This is a genomic window from Nocardiopsis gilva YIM 90087, assembly GCF_002263495.1.
In the GTDB taxonomy this organism is placed as follows: domain Bacteria; phylum Actinomycetota; class Actinomycetes; order Streptosporangiales; family Streptosporangiaceae; genus Nocardiopsis_C; species Nocardiopsis_C gilva.
In genome coordinates this window covers 836,170-855,794 of the sequence record NZ_CP022753.1, presented here as the reverse complement: position 1 = coordinate 855,794, position 19,625 = coordinate 836,170, and the positions used below count along the sequence as shown (strand labels likewise).

The following is a 19,625-nucleotide window of genomic DNA, read 5'->3' as shown; positions in this document are numbered from 1 at the left end:
GTGTCCCTCCTCTATTCGCCACCCGATCGACGTTACTCGTCCCTGGCCTGCGGAAGTACCGGTCGGCCGCGGACTCTCAGACACCTCTTAACCTGCCTGCCGACACTGCGGGGCATCCGTCGCTCCCGGCCGACGGCTGTCCGCGGGGGTGGAGCCGGACGCCGGGGGCGGCGGTGGTGTGGGCGTCGGGTGGTGCTCTTCTCCGCGACGGCTCACGCCCGGTGGCGCAGGGATCTCCCCGGTACGCGGTCGGTCCGGACGCCGTCGCGCACCGTGAACTCGCCGTTGACCAGGACGTGCGGGATGCCTTCGGGGGCGCTGCGGGGGTTGTCGTAGGTGGCGGTGGACGCGATCGTGTCGGGGTCGAACACGGTGATGTCGGCGACCGCGCCCGGTCGGATGACACCCCGGTCGGTCAGCCCGAGCCGACGCGCCGGGCGGGAGGTCAGGTGCCGCACGCACTCCTCCAGACCCAGGACGCCCAGCTCGCGCACGTAGGTCCCGAAGTAGCGGGGAAAGGTGCCCCAGGCGCGCGGGTGCGGCTTGGCGCCGACGAGGATTCCGTCGCTCCCGGCGGTGTGCGCGGGGTGGGCCATGATCGTCCGGACGTTCTCCTCGTTGCCGACGCGCAGCAGGCAGCCGGTGCCCATCTCGTCGGTGATGAGCAGGTCGGCGAAGACCTCCGCGGCTTCGCGTCCGCGCGCGTCCGCCAGCTGCCGGATCGACGATCCCACCGCCCACGACAGCTCGGGCCGGGTGACCCCGGTGATGACGACGGTGTCCCAGTCGGCGGGGACGCCGTGGTTGCCGTCGGTGCCGACCACCTCGACCTCGTAGAGGATCCGGGCGCGTTCGGCCGGGTCGCGCAGCCGGGCGATGGCCGCGGACGTGCCTCCCGCGTGCGCGCGGCTGGGCAGCAGCGCGCCCAGGTAGGTGGCGGCGGCGAGGTAGGGGTAGGTGTCCAGGCTGACGTCGAGCCCGTGGTTCCGCACGGCGGCGTCGATCGCGTCGAGCACCTCGGGGGCGCGCCCCTTGTTCCGCGGGAAGTTGACGTGGCAGTGCGCGAGGTGCAGCGCGACGCCGGCGCGTCGCGCGATCTCCAGGCACTCCTGGTAGGACTCCACCACCCGGGAGCCGTAGTTGCGGTGGTGGGGACAGTAGTAGCCCCCGGCCGCGCGCACCGGTTCGAGCAGCGCGACGATCTCCGCGTCATCGGCGTACATCCCGGGGGTGTAGGTCAGCCCGGCAGACATCCCCATCGCGCCGTCGGCCATGCCGTCGGCGACGAGGGCGCGCATCGCGCCCAGGTCGGCGGCGCTGGGTGCGCGGTCCTCGGTGCCCATGACCGCCATCCGGACGTTGCCGTGCGGCACCAGGTAGGCGACGTTGGTCGGGGTGCCCGCATCGATCCGGTCCAGGTACTCGCCGACGCCGCGCCACGCGTAGTCGAGGTCGGGGGTGCCGTTCCATCCGGCCAGTTGGGCGCGGAGCTGCGGCAGCGTCGTGTCGGTGACGGGCGCGTAGCTCAGCCCGTCCTGACCGAGGACCTCGGTGGTGACGCCCTGGCGGACCTTGGCCTCGTGCGCGGGGTCGGCCAGGACCGCGAGGTCGGAGTGCGCGTGCATGTCGATGAACCCGGGGGCGACGACCAGCCCGGTGACGTCGACGCGTCGCCCGCCGGCCTCGGCTCGTCCCGGCTCGGCCACCTCGGTGACGCGTCCCTCCGCGACGACGACGTCGGCGGCCCGACCGGGTGCCCCGGTTCCGTCGACGACGCGGCCCCCGGCGAGTACGACACTCGTCATGCGCTGCCTCCCACCTGTCGCTGCGCCCTCCGTGCCGCACCGCTGGCAGTGCCCACGAGGTCACTGGCAAATCTAGTGGCCGCCGCCGCGAACGGGGCGACGGCGGGGGCGAGTGTCCGAATGCCGTGCCACGCCCGGGCCGGACTCTGCCCTCGATCTGGCGCGAAATCGGCGATGGTAGTGGTGGGAGCTGACGCCGGTCGCAGATTCCAGCTGGCCATGTCCCGACGGTCTTCACCCAAAGGAGAGCGCACTATGACCAAGCAGGCGATCCACACCGACCAGGCACCTCAGCCGGGCGGGGCCTACAGCCAGGGCGTGGTGTCCGGGGGGTTCCTCTTCACGTCGGGGTTCGGCCCGCACGATCCGCGAACCGGCGAGGTGGCCGCTTCCGTCGGGGCGCAGACGGCCCAGGTGCTGCGCAATATCCAGGCGGTGCTCGCCGAGCGGGGCCTCACGCTGCACGACGTCGTGCGGACCACGGTGTACCTGCATCACCTCAAGCACGACTTCACCGAGTTCAACGCGGTCTATTCGGAGTTCTTCTCCGACCCCATGCCCGCGCGTACGACGGTGGGCTCCGAGCTGATGGACATCCTGGTCGCGATCGACGTGGTCGCGAAGCTCCGCGAGTGAAAGCGGACCGGGCCGGGCGCCCATGGCCCCAAGGCGCGCCTTTGCCCCGCTGTGGCCGCGCGGGCCGCGGGCCGCGGGGCAAAGGGGCCGCCGGATCGACGCTCCGGCCGCGAATCCGCGACGGGTCAGGCGACGCGTCGGGCGCCGACGAGCTTCCGGTCGTAGTACCTCGCCATATCGACGATCTGGACGAGGCGTCCGGAACGCGGCGCGTGGATCATGTGGCCGTTTCCGACATACATTCCCACGTGGCTCGGACCGGAGTAGAAGAACAGCAGATCACCCCTGCGCAGCCGGGAGCGCGGAACGGCACTGCCTTCGCGGTACTGGGTGTAGGTGGTGCGCGAGATGGCCTTCCCGGCCTTTTTGTAGGCCCATTGGACCAGGCCGGAGCAGTCGAAGCCACTGGGGCCGGAGCCGCCGAACTTGTAGGGTGTGCCGACCTGGGCTGTTGCGTAGGTGACGGCGCGTTCTGCGGTGTAGCTCGCCCACTCGGAAACGCCGCCGTGTTCGTCGGCGACCGCGCGCGTCGCTGATATCAGCCCCGTCGTGCTGATCGCCAGGAAAACGGATAAGGTCACCGCTGCCCGTGTCATGGGTCGGGGTCTCTTTCGCCGGGGTATACGGGTAACGCCGTGGAGATTCGTCACTTTCCCCCCTGTTATCGCTCCTCATTACCGCATTACCGAAATGCGCCGGGAACAATTCCCAGCGAAACACAGGGCTTATACATCCAAAGCACCCCGCGGCCCCTCGGCGTGTCGCGCTCGGATCCAGGAACGCACACGATATAGACGCGGAACCCGGGTGGGAGGGGACCGTCGCGGTTCGGTGGATCACACGAACGGCGCGCGGGGCGTCGCGGCGTGGCCGGGCCGGGGTCCCGACACCACCCGGGGCCGCCGTGCGGCGGCCCCGGGAGCCGCCGCTCAGGGCGCGAACCGCTCCAGGCACTGCTCGATGACGCGGGTCAGCCGCTCGGCCAGAGCGCCGGGGTCGAGTTCGAGGAGCGCGGTCGCGCCTTCGGCACGCTTGACCACGCCCATGCCGAGCACCACCCCGGCCACCAGCGACGCCCGCGCTCGGGCGTCCGGCCCGCCGAGATGGGCGGCGAGGGGCTCGATGAGGGCGCTCTTCAGCCGCTCCTCGTAGACGGAACGCAGGTCGGGGTCGCCCATCGAGTGCTCCAGCGCCCGCTGCAGCGGCGTTCCGGAGCCGAGCACGCGCCCGGCCAGATGGTCGGCCAGCCGCCGGGGCAGGGTGGCGGGGTCGCCCTCGAAGATGCCGGGGAACACCGCGTCCTCCGCGATGACCTCGGCGAGAAGTCCGCGCTTGGCCCCGAAGTAGCGGTTGATGAGTGCGACGTTGACGCCCGCGTGCGCGGCGATCCGCCGGGAGGACACGTGCTCGTATCCCTCGCTGGTGAACAGCTCGCGCGCGCTGTCGAGGATGCGCTGGCGCGTGGCGGCTCGGTCACGCACCCGGCCCGCGCACGCACTGGTGTCGTCCGGCCGTTCCATATCCATCCTCCGTACAGGTCCCCGCCCAGGCCACAACCCCCGTCGCAACCTACCGGCGGCTGTTGCGAGGGACGAAATCCAGCGTTCCGACTTGACAAGTCAACAGTGTTTACTTATACCAGTACATGATCCTGTCGACCCACCTCCGTACGAGCGGGGACGCTGCCGCATGCCCACATCGGGTCCTGTGCGGGGGAACGGAGGCGGGCGCGGATCCCTCGGATTTCGATTTCCACACACACGCTTGGGGGACACGCGGAGTGGAGCGACAGTCGGTCGAGAATCGGCCGGACGAACAGCCAGAGCAATCAGCCGGGGCGCGGGTGGCCGATCGGCCGTCGGCCGGCGGTGCCGACACGGACGAGGCGCCGACGCCCCGGTACACCCAACGGCAGATCATCGAGGTCCTGATCGGACTCATGCTCGCCGTCCTCACGTCGATGCTGACGAACTCGATCGTCGGCACCGCCCTGCCGACGATCGTCGGTGAACTGGGCGGACAGGACCGGCTGGCCTGGGTGGCGAGCTCGGCGCTGCTGACGATGACCGCCACCACACCCATCTGGGGCAAGCTCTCCGACCTGTGGGGGCGCAAGCTGTGCTTCCAGATAGCGCTGGTCATCTTCATCGTGTCGTCCGTGGCCGCCGGTTTCGCCCAGGACATGACGTGGCTCATCGTGGCCCGGCTCTTCCAGGGCATCGGCACGGGCGGGCTCGCCTCGCTGCCGCAGATCATCCTCGGCGACGTGGTGGAGCCGCGTGAGCGCGGACGCTACTCGGGCTTCATCGGCGCCGTCTTCGGCGTCTCCACCGTGGCCGGGCCGCTGCTCGGCGGCTTCCTCGTGGACAGCCCGCTCGGCTGGCGCTGGTGCTTCTTCATCACCGTGCCGCTCGCGGTGGTCGCCTTCATCGTCATCCAGCGGCTGCTCCGGCTGCCGGTACGCCCGCGCACCGGCACACGCATCGACTGGTGGGGCGCGACCTTCATCGTCGGCGCGGCGAGCACGGTCATGCTGGTGCTCAGCCTCGGCGGCAAGTCGTTCGAATGGAACTCGGCGCCGACGTACGCGCTCATCGCTGCCGCCATCGCGCTGACCATCGGCGCCATCGTCAGCGAGCGGCGCGCGCACGACCCGATCCTGCCGCCGCGGCTGTTCCGCGAACGGACGTTCGTGCTGTCCTCGCTGGGCTCGATGGCCATCGGCATGGGCATGTTCGGCGTGATGATCTACTTCCCGCAGTACCTGCAGATCGTCAAGGGGATGAGCCCCACGGCCTCGGGGCTGATGACCCTGCCGCTGGTGATCGGCCTGCTCACGGCGTCGATCTCCTCGGGCATCGTGGTCAGCCGCACCGGCCGGTGGAAGATCTACCCCGTCGTCGGCATGGTCCTGGTGGGCCTGGGCTTCTACGTGCTGACCCTGCTGGAGGTCGACTCCAGCCTGGTCCTGGTGGGCTTCGGTGTCGCGCTGATCGGGCTGGGCATCGGGCTGACGATGCAGATCCTGATCCTGGCGACGCAGAACGCGCTGTCGAGGGCGGATCTGGCGGCGGGGACCTCAGCGGTCACCTTCTTCCGGAACCTCGGCGGGGCGGTGGGCGTCTCGGCCTTCGGCGCGGTGATGACCAACCGGCTGCACGACGAGCTGGCCCAGCTGGCCGAGAAGGCGGAGCGGGCCCGAGCGGCGGCCCAGGCCGCTGGGCAGGAACCGCCTCCCCTGCCCAGCATCTCGGACTCGGCGATGGGCTCCCCCGCGATCATCAACTCGCTGCCGCCGGCGGCCCACGACGCGGTGATCACCGCGTTCAACAGCTCGATGCACACCGTCTTCCTGCTGGGGCTCCCGATCGCCGTCGTGGGCTTCGTGACCGTGCTGTTCTTCCGGCAGATCCCGTTGCGCTCGGGGCGCTGACCGCCACCTGGCCGCCCCTGAAGTTGATCTCGGGGATATCGGGGTAAAAACCGCCGCTGAATCCCCAATATCTCCGAGATCATCGGGAACGGGGGCTGAGGGTGAGTCACAGGTAGCGGCGGAACCCCTCGGCGGAGTAGGCGAAGCCCATGGCCTTGTAGAAGCCATGGGCATCGTGCTGGTCCTCGTGGGAGAGCAGTTCGATCTTGTAGCAGCCGGCGCGGGCGGCGCGGTCCAGGGCGTCCTCGATCAGGGCCCGGCCGATCCCCCGCCGCCGACAGCCCGCGTCGACCACCACGTTCTCGATGATTGCCCACGGCTGGGCGTCGTGCGTGAGGTTGGCGACCACGATCAGGTCGAGGGTGCCGATGATCTGCCCTCTGCTCTCCGCTACGAGGACGGAGCGGTCGGGGTCGCTCTCGATGCGTGTCCATGCCCGGACAGCGGCCGAGGACATACGGACGGTGCCGCTCTGGGCGTGCGTCGCGTCGCCGAGATCCCGCAGGAGTCGCAGGATCGCACCGAGGTCAGACCGGATGGCCGCGCGGATAATCATGGCTTTCGGCATCGTAGCCGACAGAGGACGACAAGACCGACGATACCCCGCAAGCCGTGACGAAACGGCGCCGAGGGCGAGGGTGCTCGGTCCCTCGTCCCCGGCGCCGCACAGCCCCGCTGACCAACGGTGTTGAGATCTTTGTTCTCCGCTTCGTACCGGGAACCCCGCGCCCCGGAGCGAGGCGGCGGGAGGCACCTCTACGGCTTGATGATGCGCACTCCTTCGGCGCCATCGGCCGTCTCCGGCTTCTGCGGAGCGGGTGTCTGCGGCTGCCTGTAGATGCCTCCGCCCGGAGCGGGGGGCGCGGCAGGTGCGGCGGGCGCGGTGGCCTCCTGATCCGGAGCAGGACCCGCGTAACGCGCGCCCTGCGGACGCGGAGCACCACCGGGGCGGGCCGCCTGGGGCGTGCTCGCCTCGGGGGCGGCCGCCGCCGACGGAGGCCGGTTGGCGGACGCCTCCGGACCGTTCTGGGGCTGCGGGACCTTGGTGGTCTCCTCGCCATCGGAGGAGTCGGAGGCGGACGTGGACGGGGTGGACTGCGTGGACGGTGCCGACGTGGACGGTGCGGACGTGCTGCTCTTCGGCTCGGCGCCGCCGCCCGAGGACGCGGGCTTCGGCTGCTGGGCACCGCCGGCCGCCGGGGCGGTGGTGGGCCGCCCCTGCGCCGCCTGCGCTCCCCCTCCGGACTTGCCCCCCGACGGAGGAGCCGCGGCGGCGGCCTTCTCGTTCGCCGCCCTGATCTCCTCCTCGGACATGCCGGTCTCCAGCGGCCCGGCGGACTTCTCCGCCGTGAGCAGCTCCTCCAGCGTCTCGTGCATGTCGTTGAGCCGCCGGACCGCCTCGTTGTGCGTGGCGGTCAGGGTGGCCAGGCGGCGGTCGGCGGTCTCGTTGATCGTCTTCGCGCGCGCCTCGGCGTCGCCCAGGCGCCGCTCGGCGTCCTGCTTGGCCTGCGTGCGGAGCTGCTCGGTCTCCTGCTTGGCCGTGCCGACCATCTCGTTGGCCTCGGAGCGGGCGCTGGAGACGACGCTCTCGGCGTGCTCCTCGGCCTCCTTCTTCCGCTTGTCGGCCTCCTTCTGGGCCTTCTCGCGGATCTCGTTGACCTCTTCGTCGATCTTGGCGCGCTTGTCCTTGGCCTCTTCCTCGGCGATCCGCAGGATCGTCGCCATGCGCTCGCTGATCTGCTCGTGCTCGGGCTTGACCGCGGCCTTCTCCTTGGCCTCGGCCAGCTCACGCCGGAGCTGCTCCAGTTCGTCGTGCGCTCGCGCCAGCCGCTCCTGAAGGTCGCGGATCTGGTTGTGGTTGCGGACGACGAAATCGTCGACCTGGCGCTTGTCGTAGCCGTTCTTTCGAACGGTCGGGAAGGCTTCGTCGCGGAGTAGGTTCGGCAGAATGTCGTTGCTGTGTTCGTTCATGTCCTAATCAACCAGGTTGGCTGCGAGTCGGGGTAGGCGGCTCGGACCGCCTGACCCACGTTCCCCGCCCGAACCACAAGAACACGTCAGTGACATTCGTTGTCCCAGGGGTTTCAGGTGTACCGGGAGACGGAGGCGCAAGAGCCCGAGTCCAGTGCGAAGCGTGACGTTGTGAACACCGTGGAACCGACCACGGTAGTAGCCGGTCCCCGCCCCCTCAATAACCCGGGCGGGTAGTCGACCGTGCCGACCCATCATGACCACCGTGCTCATCCTCCTACTAAGGTATGCCGGATCACGCACGCGCGGGGCTGAGTAGGACATATTCATCTCCGTATCCGCGCTAAGACGCAAGGAGTCACGACATGAACGGACCCCTGGTGGGCGATGGCCCGTTCGGTACGCCCGATATCCACCCCGGTGCGTGGATCGCCCCGGGGGCGGTCGTTGTGGGCCGCGTCCGGATCGGGGATCGCAGCGGTGTCTGGTACGGCTCGGTGCTGCGGGGCGACACCGAGGAGATCGTCGTGGGTGAGCTGTGCAACATCCAGGACCAGTGCGGGCTGCACTCCGATCCGGGAGAGCCCGCTGTGCTGGGCGATCGCGTCAGCCTGGGCCACAAGGCGATGGTGCACGGCGCGGTGGTCGAGGACGGCGCACTGATCGGCATCGGGGCCACCGTGCTCGGCGGAGCCCGGGTGGGAGCGGGGGCACTCGTCGCCGCCGGAGCGCTGGTGCCTCCGGGCAAGACCGTTCCCGCCGGCACCCTGTGGGCGGGCGTTCCCGGAAAAGTCATCCGCGAACTCACCGATAGTGACCGTGAGGTCTTTGCCGACACGCCGGAAAAATACGAGCGGTACGCACGCGATCACCGCAAGGTGACCTGGCGCTAGTTCTATTCCCGGAGACCCGCAAATCCCGGATACGGACGGCTCAATATCGGGCAACGACGCCCGAGCGATGCTCTGGGCAGCAGTTCAGGTCCAATACATCCGACCTTTCGCATCCCCTGACAACGATGGGGAATAGTGCAGCCGAATCCGCCGACACGCCCAATTCGCCGACCGGGATCCGGTGAATCGGGCGCAGCGGATGGCTCCATCGGCGGTGGCCGCAGAATGGCCCGTCCGAGTCATGCGACGCGAGGCTACCGGCGCGTAGCCTATATTTCGAGGCTGGATATCGGGCCCCGTCAGGGGTCCTGCCCGGCGACGACCCCGACGGCACGGGCAACGGCGTCCGGCCGTACGCACAGGACGGGTCGCGTCCTCCCGCAGCGCTTTCGATGGAGGTGGGCGCGCATGGATTCCGACATCGACATGCGCCTGCACGACCATGTCGCGCTGGCCGAGATCGAGCTCTACGCCGAGGTGCTGAGCGCCGTGGCCACGGCCGAGGCGCCGCTCAGCCTGGACGAGATCGACCGCGTCCTCGGCGTGCGCCCCGACGTCCTCGATCAGGAGCCGTCGGCCGTGCTGCCTCCCGCCTCATCCGTCACATCATCCCCGTGCGCCGCACCCCGGCCGCGCCGGTCGCACCAGACCACTGGCCCCGAAACCTGCCGGGGCTGACCACCCTGCGCCCCGCGCCACCCCGCTCCGTGTGTTCTTCTCTGCTCTTCTCTCTCCGCGCGCTCTCCGCACGAAGACATGAAGAAAAAAGGGGGATCAGGAGAGCGGTCGGACCGCTCTCCTGATCCCCCATCGCCGCCACCGGTCGTCACACCGGTTCGGCGGCCCCGGGGCCGCCGCGGCTAGGCGTTCTCCTTCTCGGGTTCGGCGTCGGTGGTGGGCGCGTCGCCCTTGACCGAGCGGAGCAGGAGCTGCGAGACGTCCACGACCTCCAGGGTCTCCTTGGCCTCGCCCTTGGACTTCTTCTCGTTAATGGCGTCGCCCAGCATGACCTGGCAGAACGGGCACGCGGTGGACACGGTGTCCGGGTCGGTCGTCAGCGCCTCGTCCACCCGCTCGGTGTTGATGCGCTTGCCGATCCGCTCCTCCATCCACATCCGGGCGCCACCCGCGCCACAGCAGAAGCCGCGCTCCTTGTGCCGGTGCATCTCCTTGGTCTGGATGCCGGGGACCTGCGCCATGATGTCGCGGGGCGGCGTGTAGACCTTGTTGTGCCGACCCAGGAAGCAGGGGTCGTGGTAGGTGATGTTCTCCTCGATCGGCTGCATCGGGGTGAGCCGGCCGTCCTCCACCAGCTTGGCCAGCAGCTGGCTGTGGTGGATGACGTCGTAGTCACCGCCGAGCTGCGGGTACTCGTTGCCGAGCGTGTTGAAGCAGTGCGGGCAGCTGGCCACGATCTTGGTGGCGCCGACCTCGTTCAGCGTCTCCACGTTCTGCTGGGCGAGCATCTGGAAGATGAACTCCATGCCCAGGCGGCGCGCCGGGTCACCGGTGCACGCCTCCATGCCGCCGAGCACCGCGAACTTGACCCCGGCCATGTGCAGCAGTTCGGCGATGGCCTTGGTGGTCTTCTTCGCGCGGTCCTCCAGGGCACCGGCGCAGCCCACCCAGAACAGGTACTCGGTGCCCTCGGGGAGCTTGTCCTCGACGACGGGGACCTCGAAGTCGAGCTCGGACATCCAGTCGAGGCGCTTGTCCTCGGCCATCCCCCACGGGTTGCCCTTGTTCTCCAGGTTCTTGAGCAGCGTGTTCGCCTCGGAGGGGAAGCTCGACTCGATCATCACCTGGTAGCGGCGCATGTCGAGGATGTGGTCGACGTGCTCGATGTCGACCGGGCACTGCTCGACGCAGGCGCCGCAGTTGGTGCAGGACCACAGGACGTCGGGGTGGATGATGCCCCCCTCCTCCTCGGTCCCGACGAGCGGCGCGCCGAGCAGCGAGAGCACGTCCATGTCGGCGTGGCTCTCGTCCTCCTTCTGCTTCTCCTCCAGCGTCTCCGCGGTGATGCCCTGCAGCAGGTAGGGCGCCTTGGCGTAGGCGTGCTCCCGCAGGTCCATGACCAGCTTCTTGGGCGAGAGCGGCTTGCCGGTGTTCCAGGCGGGGCACTGCGACTGGCACCGTCCGCACTCCGTGCAGGTGGTGAAGTCGAGCAGGCCCTTCCAGGTGAAGTCCTCGATCTTGCCGACGCCGAACGGGTCCTCGTCGGGGTCGGCCTCCTCGAAGTCGAGCGGCTTCTCGCCGGTCTTGTCCATCATCTGCTTGGCCGGGCCAAGCGCGACGTCGCCGTTGGTGAAGCGCTTCAAGTAGATGTTGACCGGCGCGGTGAAGCGGTGCCACCCGATGCCCATGGTGAGGATCCAGGCCAGCACCATGAAGAACATCCAGGAGATGATCAGCTTGAACGCGGCCACGAGCGCGAGCCCGGCCTCGCTCGGCGGCAGCACGGCGCCCACGGCGTGGGAGACCGGGGTGGCCCACACGGGGAACGGGAAGTCGCCCATCGCGACCTTGAAGCCGCGGATCACGAAGATGGCCACCAGCAGGCCGACGATGTAGGCCTCGACGTAGTAGGCCTGCCAGTGCCGGGAGTTCTCGAAGCGGGACTCGCGGCCGAGCGTCCGGGGCCCCTTCACCTGCCGGTAGATCGCCAGGCCGACGATCCCGGCGAGGCTGAACGCGGCGATGACCTCCACGGCCAGGCCGTAGATGGTCCAGTCGTAGATGATCGGGAGGTGGAACTGCGGGTTCCACACCTCACCGTGCGCTTCGGCGACCGTGAACGCCAGAAGCGGGAACGAGACCATGACGAACCAGTGCGCGACGCCGATCCAGCGCCACTTGAGCATGCGCGTGTGCCCGAGTGTCTCGATCAGCGTGTTCGTCAGTCGCTGACCAAAGGGTCCCTTGCGCTCGCCTTCGATCGGCCGGCCGATGCCCACGGTGCGCACCATATGGCGGATGCCAATGGCGAACACGGCCAGCCCGACCACGGCGAAGGCGGTCGTGATGATCCCCAGGATCATGTAGAGCATCGCCCGCGGCCTCCCATCCTGCTGTCGTGCTCCGGTGCGCCACACACCGGAGGTCGATCAAATGTTACTAGCGAGTAATACCCGGCTGGCCATTGCCCCGCATTCCTGATCCTTACGGGCACGTCCGGTCCTGCTCCCGGGGGCGGTCCGCACTCATGTCGAGTGCACACGACGGCCTTCGAGGTGATCAGCTGCTTCCTACGGTAGTGATCCCCCTCCCAGCGAACATCACAAAGGTTCGCCTCACTCCCGCCGACACACGACGAACGCCCAGCTCACGGCGCTCAGCACCCCCGCCGCACCCACGGGGCCCGGCGGCGCCGCCCGCGTCTCCCGCCGCCTCCGGGACTCCCCCGAGATCCGCGTCAAGGCTTCCCCCGAGTTCCCCCCGATTCGCCGAAAATCCCGCCGAGAACCGTCGCGACCGGGAACAACGCGGCGGAGTCGGCCGTTGTAGAGGCGTGTAATCGGCCTTGAGTCCACTCGACTCAAGTGATTTGACAAGGGCTCCCCGACGAAGCAAACTTTCGTCTGTAAGACTCAACTTTGACGGAGGACGTACTCATGGCACGTGCGGTCGGTATCGACCTGGGGACGACGAACTCGGTCGTCTCGGTCCTGGAGGGCGGCGAGCCCACGGTCATCGCCAACGCCGAAGGCGCGCGGACCACCCCGTCCGTCGTTGCCTTCGCCAAGAACGGCGAGGTGCTCGTCGGCGAGGTGGCCAAGCGTCAGGCGGTCACCAACGTCGACCGGACCATTCGCTCGGTCAAGCGCCACATCGGCACCGACTGGAAGACCGAGATCGACGAGAAGACCTTCAACTCGCAGCAGATCAGCGCGTTCGTGCTGCAGAAGCTGAAGAGGGACGCCGAGGCCTACCTCGGCGAGGAGGTCACCGACGCGGTCATCACCGTTCCCGCGTACTTCAGCGACGCCCAGCGCCAGGCCACCAAGGAGGCCGGGACGATCGCGGGCATGAACGTCCTGCGCATCATCAACGAGCCCACCTCCGCCGCGCTCGCGTACCACCTGGAGAAGGAGGAAGAGGCCACCATCCTGGTCTACGACCTCGGTGGCGGTACCTTCGACGTCTCCCTGCTCGAGGTCGGCGACGGCGTGGTCGAGGTCAAGGCCACCAACGGCGACAACCACCTCGGTGGTGACGACTGGGACCAGGCCGTCGTCGACTGGCTGGTCGAGCGCTTCAAGAACGCCAACGGCGTCGACCTGTCCAAGGACAAGATGGCGCTGCAGCGGCTCCGCGAGGCCGCGGAGAAGGCCAAGATCGAGCTGTCCAGCTCGTCCGAGTCGGCCATCAACCTCCCCTACATCACGGCGTCGTCCGAGGGCCCGCTGCACCTGGACGAGAAGCTGACCCGGGCGGAGTTCCAGCGTCTGACCTCTGACCTCCTGGACCGCACCAAGCAGCCGTTCCACCAGGTCATGAAGGACGCCGGGCTCAACGTCGACAAGATCGACCACGTGGTCCTCGTCGGCGGCTCGACCCGTATGCCGGCCGTCGTCGACCTGGTCAAGGAGCTGACCGGCGGCAAGGAGCCCAACAAGGGCGTCAACCCCGACGAGGTCGTCGCCATCGGCGCGGCCCTGCAGGCCGGTGTCCTCAAGGGCGAGGTCAAGGACGTCCTCCTGCTGGACGTGACCCCGCTGTCGCTGGGCATCGAGACCAAGGGCGGCGTGTTCACCAAGCTCATCGAGAAGAACACGACCATCCCGACCAAGCGCTCGGAGATCTTCTCCACCGCGGCCGACAACCAGCCGTCGGTGCAGATCCAGGTCTTCCAGGGTGAGCGCGAGATCGCCCAGTACAACAAGAAGCTCGGTGTCTTCGACCTGACCGGCCTCCCGCCGGCGCCGCGCGGCGTGCCGCAGATCGAGGTCACCTTCGACATCGACGCCAACGGCATCGTCAACGTGACCGCCAAGGACCTGGGCACCGGCCGCGAGCAGTCGGTGACCATCTCCGGTGGGTCGGCCATGAGCAAGGACGACATCGACCGCATGGTCAGCGAGGCCGAGCAGTACGCGGAGGAGGACCGCAAGCGCCGCGAGGAGGCCGAGGTCCGTAACAACGCCGACTCCCTCGTCTACCAGACCGAGAAGGTCATCAAGGAGAACGAGGACAAGATCCCGGCCGACGTCAAGGCCGAGACCGAGGCAGCGGTGGGCGAGCTCAAGACGGCGCTCGAGGGCTCCGACGTCGAGGCGATCCGCTCCGCGAGCGAGAAGGTCGCGCTGGCCAGCCAGAAGATCGGCTCCGCGATCTACGGCCAGGGCCAGGGCGCCGACGGCGCCGCCGGTGCGGGGGCCGAGGGTGCCACCGCCGACGCGGGCGCTCAGGCCGTCGACGACGTCGTCGACGCTGAGATCGTCGACGAGGAGAACGGCAAGCGGAACGGCAACGCCTGATCCGTCGGGTACGCGGAAGGCAAGGAGGCGCAATCGAATGGCGCTGCCGGAGAACGAGAACGGTCACGAGCAGCAGGGTCCGGTGATCCGCGACAAGCGTCGCATCGATCCCGAGACCGGTGAGCTGCGGACGCCGGAGGCGGCGGAGGCCGCCGCCCCGGACGCGGCCGAATCGGCGGGCACGGCGGAGGCCCCCGCTGCCGAAGCCAGCAGCGCGGAACTCGCCGAGGCCAAGCAGCAGGCCGCCGAGCTGCTGAACGACCTCAAGCGGTTGCAGGCGGAGTACGCCAACTACCGCAAGCGGGTCGAGCGCGACCGGGCCGCCGTTCGGGAGCAGGGGCTCGCCCAGGTTCTGGGTGAGCTACTGCCGATCCTGGACGACATCGGGCGGGCCCGGGAGCACGACGAGCTCAACGGCGGGTTCAAGTCCGTCGGCGAGGCGCTGGAGTCCGCGGTCACCAAGCTGGGGCTGAAGAAGTACGGGGAGAAGGACGACGAGTTCGACCCCACCGTGCACGAGGCCCTGACCATGGTGCCGATGCCCGGTGTCACCACCCCGACAGTGATCGAGGTGTTCCAGCCCGGGTACGTCATCGGGGAACGGGTGATCCGCCCGGCCCGCGTGGTCGTGGCGGGGCCCGCCGAGGACGAGGGCACCGAGCCGGAGGGGGGCGCGGAGGCGGCCTCCGCCCCGGAGGACGCGGCCGAGACACCGGCCGCCGAGTCCGGGCCCGACGGCGAGGAAAAGAAGTAGTGAGTGAACCGCCCCGGGCGCCCGCGTGGCACCCGGGGCGGTGAACCAGGGTGAGCAGTGGGCAGGATCGCCTAGAAGCGGACCGCACCGCCCCACCGGTAACGAGCGCGAAGCGGGAGAAGGCAAGCGTCGATGAGCACCAAGGACTACCTGGAGAAGGACTACTACAAGGTCCTCGGAGTCTCAAAGACGGCCACGCAGGACGAGATCAAGCAGTCCTATCGCAAGCTCGCGCGGGAGAACCACCCCGACGCCAACACCGCCGATCCCAAGGCCGAAGAGCGCTTCAAGGAGATCTCCGAGGCCTACAGCGTTCTGTCGGATGAAGAGCGCCGCAAGGAGTACGACGAGGCGCGGTCGCTGTTCGGCGGCTCCTACCAGCCCGGCGGGGGAACCGGGCCGGGCGGATTCGACCTGGGCGACCTCTTCGGGCACGGCCAGGCCGGCGGCGGCGTCGGCGGCGAGCGGCTGAGCGACCTGTTCGGCGGGCTGTTCGGCGGCCGGGGGCGCACCAGCACGCGGTCGCGGCGCGGTTCCGACGTGGAGACCGAGACCACGCTGACCTTCAGCGAGGCGGCGCACGGCGTCACCCGGTCGTTCAAGATGACCAGTGACGCCGCCTGCGGCACCTGCAAGGGGACGGGGGCCCGGGCCGGGTCCGCGCCCCGCATGTGCCCCAAGTGCTCCGGCACCGGGCACGACAACACGAACCTGGGAGGGTTCTCCCTCTCAGAGCCCTGCAGTCAGTGCAAGGGGCGCGGGCTCGTCGTGGACGATCCCTGCCCCGTGTGCAACGGCAGCGGTCGGGGGAAGAGCACCCGCACGGTCCAGACGAGGATCCCCGCGGGGGTCTCCGACGGCCAGCGGATCAGGATCAAGGGCAAGGGCGCGCCGGGGGAACACGGGGGACCGGCCGGAGACCTCTACGTGGTGGTTCATGTGCAGCCGCACCCAGTGTTCGGCAAGACCGGCGACAACCTGACGATCACCGTTCCGGTGACCTTCCCCGAGGCGACGCTCGGCGCCGATGTGCGCGTGCCGACCCTCAACGGGATGCCGGTGACGGTGAAGATCCCCCCGGGCACGCCGAACGGGCGCACGTTCCGGGTCCGGGGCAAGGGCGCGGACCGCCGCGACGGAACCAAGGGCGACATGCTCGTGACCCTTGAGGTGTCGGTGCCCAGGACGCTGAGCGAGGACGCCCGCGCGGCCCTGGAGAAGTTCCGGGCGGCAACGGCGGACCAGGACCCGCGCCGTGACTTGGAGACGCGGGCGAAGGGAATGTGAATGCCATGACTCACCGAGGGTTCGGCGAGGACATCCCGGTCTACGTGATCTCCGTCGCCGCCGAGCTGTCCGGGCTCCACCCGCAGACGCTGCGCCAGTACGACCGGCTCGGCCTGGTCTCACCGGGCCGCGCCGCGGGGCGGGGGCGGCGCTACTCCATGCGCGACGTCCAGATGCTGCGCGAGGTGCAGCGGCTGTCGCAGGAGGAGGGCATCAACCTCGCCGGGATCAAGCGCATCCTGGAGCTCCAGCGTGAGGTCGATGAGCTGCGCGAACACCTCTTCCACATGCGCAACGAGCTGGACGCGGCGCGCACCGCGGTCGCACGGCGGCTGGCCCAGAGCGCCCCGGATCAGGGCAACGAGCTGCTGCCGCTCCGGCACACGCGGCTGACGATCTTCAACACCGCGCCTCCCCCCGAAGACGAGCAGTAACCCGCTTTCTCCATTGATCTCGGGGATATCGACCTAATGCTCGCCGGTATTAGGTCGATATCCCCGAGATCAACGGAGGCGAGGGGCGAGCCTGGGGCGTATGTCCGAATTGCACCACCATTACGACTGATTCTGCTGTTAGGGGGCGGCGAAGCGATGAACTACAAACTCACCACCAAGAGCCAAGAAGCGCTATCGGCGGCGATGCGGCGCGCGACCACGGACGGTAGCCCGCAGGTCGAACCGCTGCACCTGCTCGCCGCCCTCCTCAACCAGGGGGAGGGCGTCATCCGCCCCCTGCTCAAGGAGGTCGGGGTCGACCCCGGCCAGTTCGACACCAAGGTCGAGCAGGCCATCGCGGGACTGCCGCGCGCCGCGGGCAGCACGGTCAGCGCCCCGGCCAGCTCCCGGCAGCTCATCGTCTCGCTGAACACCGCCGCACAGCGCGCCCAGCAGATGGAGGACGAGTACGTCTCCACCGAGCACCTGCTCGTCGGGCTGGCCGCTGACGGCGGCGAGGCCGGACGCCTGCTCAAGGACGCTGGTGCGACGCCCGAGGCGCTGCTGGAGGCGTTCGAGCGGGTGCGCGGACCGGGCAGGGTCACCTCGGAGAACCCCGAGGAGACCTACCAGGCGCTGCAGAAGTACGGCGTCGACCTGACCGAGCGGGCGCGCGCGGGCGCGCTCGACCCGGTGATCGGCCGCGACTCCGAGATCCGGCGGGTCATTCAGGTGCTGTCCCGGCGCACCAAGAACAACCCGGTGCTGATCGGTGAGCCGGGTGTCGGCAAGACCGCGGTCGTGGAGGGCCTGGCGCAGCGCGTCGTCGCCGGTGATGTGCCCGAGTCGCTGCGCGACAAGCGGCTGATCGCGCTCGATCTCTCGGCGATGGTGGCCGGGGCCAAGTACCGCGGCGAGTTCGAGGAGCGGCTGAAGGCCGTCCTGAACGAGATCAAGGAGAGCGACGGCCAGATCATCACGTTCATCGACGAGCTGCACACCATGGTGGGTGCGGGCGCGGCCGAGGGCGCGATGGACGCGGGCAACATGCTCAAGCCGATGCTCGCGCGCGGTGAGCTGCGCATGGTCGGCGCGACCACCCTGGACGAGTACCGCGAGCGCATTGAGAAGGACCCGGCGCTGGAGCGCCGCTTCCAGCAGGTGCAGGTGGGTGAGCCGTCAGCCGCCGACACCATCGCCATCCTGCGCGGGCTCAAGGGGCGCTACGAGGCACACCACAAGGTGCAGATCTCCGACCAGGCGCTGGTGGCGGCCGCGACGCTGTCGGACCGCTACATCACCGCCCGCTTCCTGCCGGACAAGGCCATCGACCTGGTCGACGAGGCGGCCTCGCGGCTGCGCATGGAGATCGACTCGCGGCCGGTGGAGATCGACGAGCTGCAGCGCACCGTCGACCGGCTGAAGATGGAGGAGATGGCGTTGGAGAAGGAGTCCGACGCCGCCTCGATCCAGCGGCTGGAGCGGCTGCGCGCCGACCTCGCCGACCGGCAGGAGGAGCTCAACGGGCTGGTCGCCCGGTGGGAGCAGGAGAAGGCCGGGCTGAACCGGGTCGGTGAGCTCAAGGAACGCCTCGACGACCTGCGGACCCAGGCCGAGCGCGCCCAGCGCGACGGCGACTTCACCGAGGCCTCGCGGCTGATGTACGGGGAGATCCCGCAGCTGGAGAAGCAGCTGGAGGAGGCGTCCTCGGCGGAAGAGGCCGAACAGGAGTCCGACGCCGAGGCGCCGACGATGGTCAAGGACGAGGTCGGGGCCGACGACGTCGCCGATGTCGTGTCGTCGTGGACCGGCATCCCGGTCGGCCGTCTGATGGAGGGCGAGACCAGCAAGCTACTGCGCATGGAGGACGAACTCGGCACGCGGCTGGTCGGCCAGTCCACGGCGGTGGCCGCCGTGTCCGACGCGGTGCGCCGCGCCCGGACCGGCATCTCCGACCCGGACCGCCCCACCGGCTCGTTCCTCTTCCTCGGCCCGACGGGTGTGGGCAAGACCGAGCTGGCCAAGGCGCTGGCGGAGTTCCTGTTCGACGACGAGCGCGCCATCGTGCGCATCGACATGAGCGAGTACGCCGAGAAGCACTCGGTCTCCCGCCTCGTCGGCGCGCCTCCCGGCTACGTCGGCTACGAGGAGGGCGGTCAGCTCACCGAGGCGGTGCGGCGCCGGCCCTACACGGTGGTGCTGCTGGACGAGGTGGAGAAGGCCCACATCGAGGTCTTCGACACCCTGCTCCAGGTCCTCGACGACGGCCGCCTCACCGACGGCCAGGGCAGACACGTGGACTTCCGGAACACCCTGCTGATCCTCACCTCCAACATGGGCTCGCAGTTCCTGGTCGACCCGTCGCTGGAGAACGGGGCCAAGAAGGAGAAGGTGATGGACATCGTCCGGACCACCTTCAAGCCGGAGTTCCTCAACCGCCTGGACGACGTCATCATGTTCGACGCCCTGTCCACCGCGGAGCTGACCCGCATCGTCGACCTCCAGGTCGACCGCCTCGCCACACGCCTGGCCGACCGCAGGCTCGCACTCGACGTCACCGACGGCGCCCGGGAGTGGCTCGCCCTCACCGGCTACGACCCGGTCTACGGCGCCCGCCCCCTGCGCCGCCTGGTCCAAGCCTCGATCGGCGACCCCCTGGCCAAGGCGCTCCTCAGGGGCGAGCTGAAGGAGGGGGACACCGTCCTCGTCGACCTCGACGAGGACAAGGACACCCTCACCGTCGGCGCCGCCGAACCGGAGACCGCGACGCCCTGATCTGTGTCCCGCATCCGTCCAGCGCACCGACGAGGCCTCGGCGGGTGCGGGTCTCGGCGGTGTGGTGGACGGACGAGGCGGAAGACGAGGGGACGCGGCGGCTCTCGCGTCCTTCCGTGCCCTGGCCGGGAGGTCCACCAACGCCGCGATCACGTGG

Annotated in this window: 15 protein-coding genes; 9 read left to right on the top strand and 6 right to left on the bottom strand. The window is 69.3% G+C overall.

Annotation, left to right across the window (positions count from 1 at the left end):
* Positions 1 to 212 precede the first annotated feature (212 nt).
* Positions 213 to 1,805, bottom strand: coding sequence for an N-acyl-D-amino-acid deacylase family protein (locus CDO52_RS04160; RefSeq protein WP_017620708.1), 1,593 nt, complete (start codon positions 1,803 to 1,805; stop codon positions 213 to 215).
* 255 nt (positions 1,806 to 2,060) lie between these two features.
* On the opposite strand from CDO52_RS04160, the gene CDO52_RS04155 reads away from it, so the two are divergent.
* On the top strand, positions 2,061 to 2,441 hold the full coding sequence (locus tag CDO52_RS04155; RefSeq protein ID WP_017620707.1) for a RidA family protein: 381 nt from the start codon (positions 2,061 to 2,063) through the stop codon (positions 2,439 to 2,441).
* A gap of 125 nt (positions 2,442 to 2,566) precedes the next feature.
* Here CDO52_RS04155 and CDO52_RS04150 read toward each other — a convergent pair whose 3' ends face one another.
* Positions 2,567 to 3,022 carry a C40 family peptidase gene (locus CDO52_RS04150; RefSeq protein ID WP_232524378.1) on the bottom strand — a complete coding sequence of 152 codons (456 nt, stop codon included), beginning with the start codon at positions 3,020 to 3,022 and terminating at the stop codon, positions 2,567 to 2,569.
* A 348-nt stretch (positions 3,023 to 3,370) separates the two neighbouring features.
* Positions 3,371 to 3,961 (bottom strand): TetR/AcrR family transcriptional regulator, encoded by a 591-nt coding sequence (locus tag CDO52_RS04145; RefSeq protein ID WP_017620705.1) that lies wholly within the window; start codon positions 3,959 to 3,961, stop codon positions 3,371 to 3,373.
* A 260-nt stretch (positions 3,962 to 4,221) separates the two neighbouring features.
* Between CDO52_RS04145 and CDO52_RS04140 the strand changes: the two genes are divergently transcribed.
* Positions 4,222 to 5,874 carry an MDR family MFS transporter gene (locus CDO52_RS04140; RefSeq protein ID WP_394296733.1) on the top strand — a complete coding sequence of 551 codons (1,653 nt, stop codon included), beginning with the start codon at positions 4,222 to 4,224 and terminating at the stop codon, positions 5,872 to 5,874.
* Between the two features lie 106 nt (positions 5,875 to 5,980).
* Here CDO52_RS04140 and CDO52_RS04135 read toward each other — a convergent pair whose 3' ends face one another.
* Together CDO52_RS04135 and CDO52_RS04130 are read right to left on the bottom strand one after the other, a co-directional pair.
* Entirely contained in the window at positions 5,981 to 6,430 is a 450-nt protein-coding gene (locus CDO52_RS04135) for a GNAT family N-acetyltransferase (RefSeq protein ID WP_017620703.1), read from the bottom strand.
* A gap of 200 nt (positions 6,431 to 6,630) precedes the next feature.
* The gene (locus CDO52_RS04130) at positions 6,631 to 7,845 is read right to left on the bottom strand and encodes a hypothetical protein (protein WP_017620702.1); all 1,215 of its coding nucleotides are present in this window, start codon (positions 7,843 to 7,845) and stop codon (positions 6,631 to 6,633) included.
* 365 nt (positions 7,846 to 8,210) lie between these two features.
* Here CDO52_RS04130 and CDO52_RS04125 point away from each other — a divergent pair, with 365 nt between their 5' ends.
* Both CDO52_RS04125 and CDO52_RS04120 read left to right on the top strand, forming a co-directional pair.
* Positions 8,211 to 8,738 carry a gamma carbonic anhydrase family protein gene (locus CDO52_RS04125; RefSeq protein ID WP_017620701.1) on the top strand — a complete coding sequence of 176 codons (528 nt, stop codon included), beginning with the start codon at positions 8,211 to 8,213 and terminating at the stop codon, positions 8,736 to 8,738.
* Between the two features lie 408 nt (positions 8,739 to 9,146).
* Entirely contained in the window at positions 9,147 to 9,416 is a 270-nt protein-coding gene (locus tag CDO52_RS04120; protein ID WP_017620700.1) for a hypothetical protein, read from the top strand.
* 182 nt (positions 9,417 to 9,598) lie between these two features.
* Here the strand turns inward: CDO52_RS04120 and CDO52_RS04115 are convergent, their stop codons facing one another.
* Positions 9,599 to 11,788: a heterodisulfide reductase-related iron-sulfur binding cluster gene (locus CDO52_RS04115; protein WP_017620699.1), complete on the bottom strand. Its 2,190-nt coding sequence runs from the start codon at positions 11,786 to 11,788 to the stop codon at positions 9,599 to 9,601.
* Positions 11,789 to 12,352: 564 nt separating this feature from the next.
* Between CDO52_RS04115 and dnaK the strand changes: the two genes are divergently transcribed.
* From dnaK to clpB, 5 genes are all read left to right on the top strand, one after another.
* Positions 12,353 to 14,218, top strand: a complete 1,866-nt coding sequence (gene dnaK, locus CDO52_RS04110) for a molecular chaperone DnaK (protein ID WP_017620698.1) — start codon at positions 12,353 to 12,355, stop codon at positions 14,216 to 14,218.
* Positions 14,219 to 14,255: 37 nt separating this feature from the next.
* The gene (grpE, locus tag CDO52_RS04105; RefSeq protein WP_017620697.1) at positions 14,256 to 14,972 is read left to right on the top strand and encodes a nucleotide exchange factor GrpE; all 717 of its coding nucleotides are present in this window, start codon (positions 14,256 to 14,258) and stop codon (positions 14,970 to 14,972) included.
* A 132-nt stretch (positions 14,973 to 15,104) separates the two neighbouring features.
* Complete coding sequence (gene dnaJ, locus CDO52_RS04100) at positions 15,105 to 16,259, top strand: molecular chaperone DnaJ (RefSeq protein WP_017620696.1); 1,155 nt, start codon at positions 15,105 to 15,107, stop codon at positions 16,257 to 16,259.
* 5 nt (positions 16,260 to 16,264) lie between these two features.
* Positions 16,265 to 16,693: a heat shock protein transcriptional repressor HspR gene (locus CDO52_RS04095; RefSeq protein WP_017620695.1), complete on the top strand. Its 429-nt coding sequence runs from the start codon at positions 16,265 to 16,267 to the stop codon at positions 16,691 to 16,693.
* A 156-nt stretch (positions 16,694 to 16,849) separates the two neighbouring features.
* Positions 16,850 to 19,468, top strand: a complete 2,619-nt coding sequence (clpB, locus tag CDO52_RS04090; RefSeq protein ID WP_017620694.1) for an ATP-dependent chaperone ClpB — start codon at positions 16,850 to 16,852, stop codon at positions 19,466 to 19,468.
* The last annotated feature ends 157 nt before the right edge of the window (positions 19,469 to 19,625 follow it).

Bases quoted from the DNA above. Each gene is read 5' to 3' on its own strand.
- CDO52_RS04160 (WP_017620708.1), bottom strand. From the start codon at position 1,805: ATGACGAGTGTCGTACTCGCCGGGGGCCGCGTCGTCGACGGAACCGGG.
- CDO52_RS04155 (WP_017620707.1), top strand. From the start codon at position 2,061: ATGACCAAGCAGGCGATCCACACCGACCAGGCACCTCAGCCGGGCGGG.
- CDO52_RS04145 (WP_017620705.1), bottom strand. From the start codon at position 3,961: ATGGAACGGCCGGACGACACCAGTGCGTGCGCGGGCCGGGTGCGTGAC.
- CDO52_RS04135 (WP_017620703.1), bottom strand. From the start codon at position 6,430: ATGATTATCCGCGCGGCCATCCGGTCTGACCTCGGTGCGATCCTGCGA.
- CDO52_RS04130 (WP_017620702.1), bottom strand. From the start codon at position 7,845: ATGAACGAACACAGCAACGACATTCTGCCGAACCTACTCCGCGACGAA.
- CDO52_RS04125 (WP_017620701.1), top strand. From the start codon at position 8,211: ATGAACGGACCCCTGGTGGGCGATGGCCCGTTCGGTACGCCCGATATC.
- CDO52_RS04120 (WP_017620700.1), top strand. From the start codon at position 9,147: ATGGATTCCGACATCGACATGCGCCTGCACGACCATGTCGCGCTGGCC.
- CDO52_RS04115 (WP_017620699.1), bottom strand. From the start codon at position 11,788: ATGCTCTACATGATCCTGGGGATCATCACGACCGCCTTCGCCGTGGTC.
- dnaK (WP_017620698.1), top strand. From the start codon at position 12,353: ATGGCACGTGCGGTCGGTATCGACCTGGGGACGACGAACTCGGTCGTC.
- grpE (WP_017620697.1), top strand. From the start codon at position 14,256: ATGGCGCTGCCGGAGAACGAGAACGGTCACGAGCAGCAGGGTCCGGTG.
- dnaJ (WP_017620696.1), top strand. From the start codon at position 15,105: ATGAGCACCAAGGACTACCTGGAGAAGGACTACTACAAGGTCCTCGGA.
- CDO52_RS04095 (WP_017620695.1), top strand. From the start codon at position 16,265: ATGACTCACCGAGGGTTCGGCGAGGACATCCCGGTCTACGTGATCTCC.
- clpB (WP_017620694.1), top strand. From the start codon at position 16,850: ATGAACTACAAACTCACCACCAAGAGCCAAGAAGCGCTATCGGCGGCG.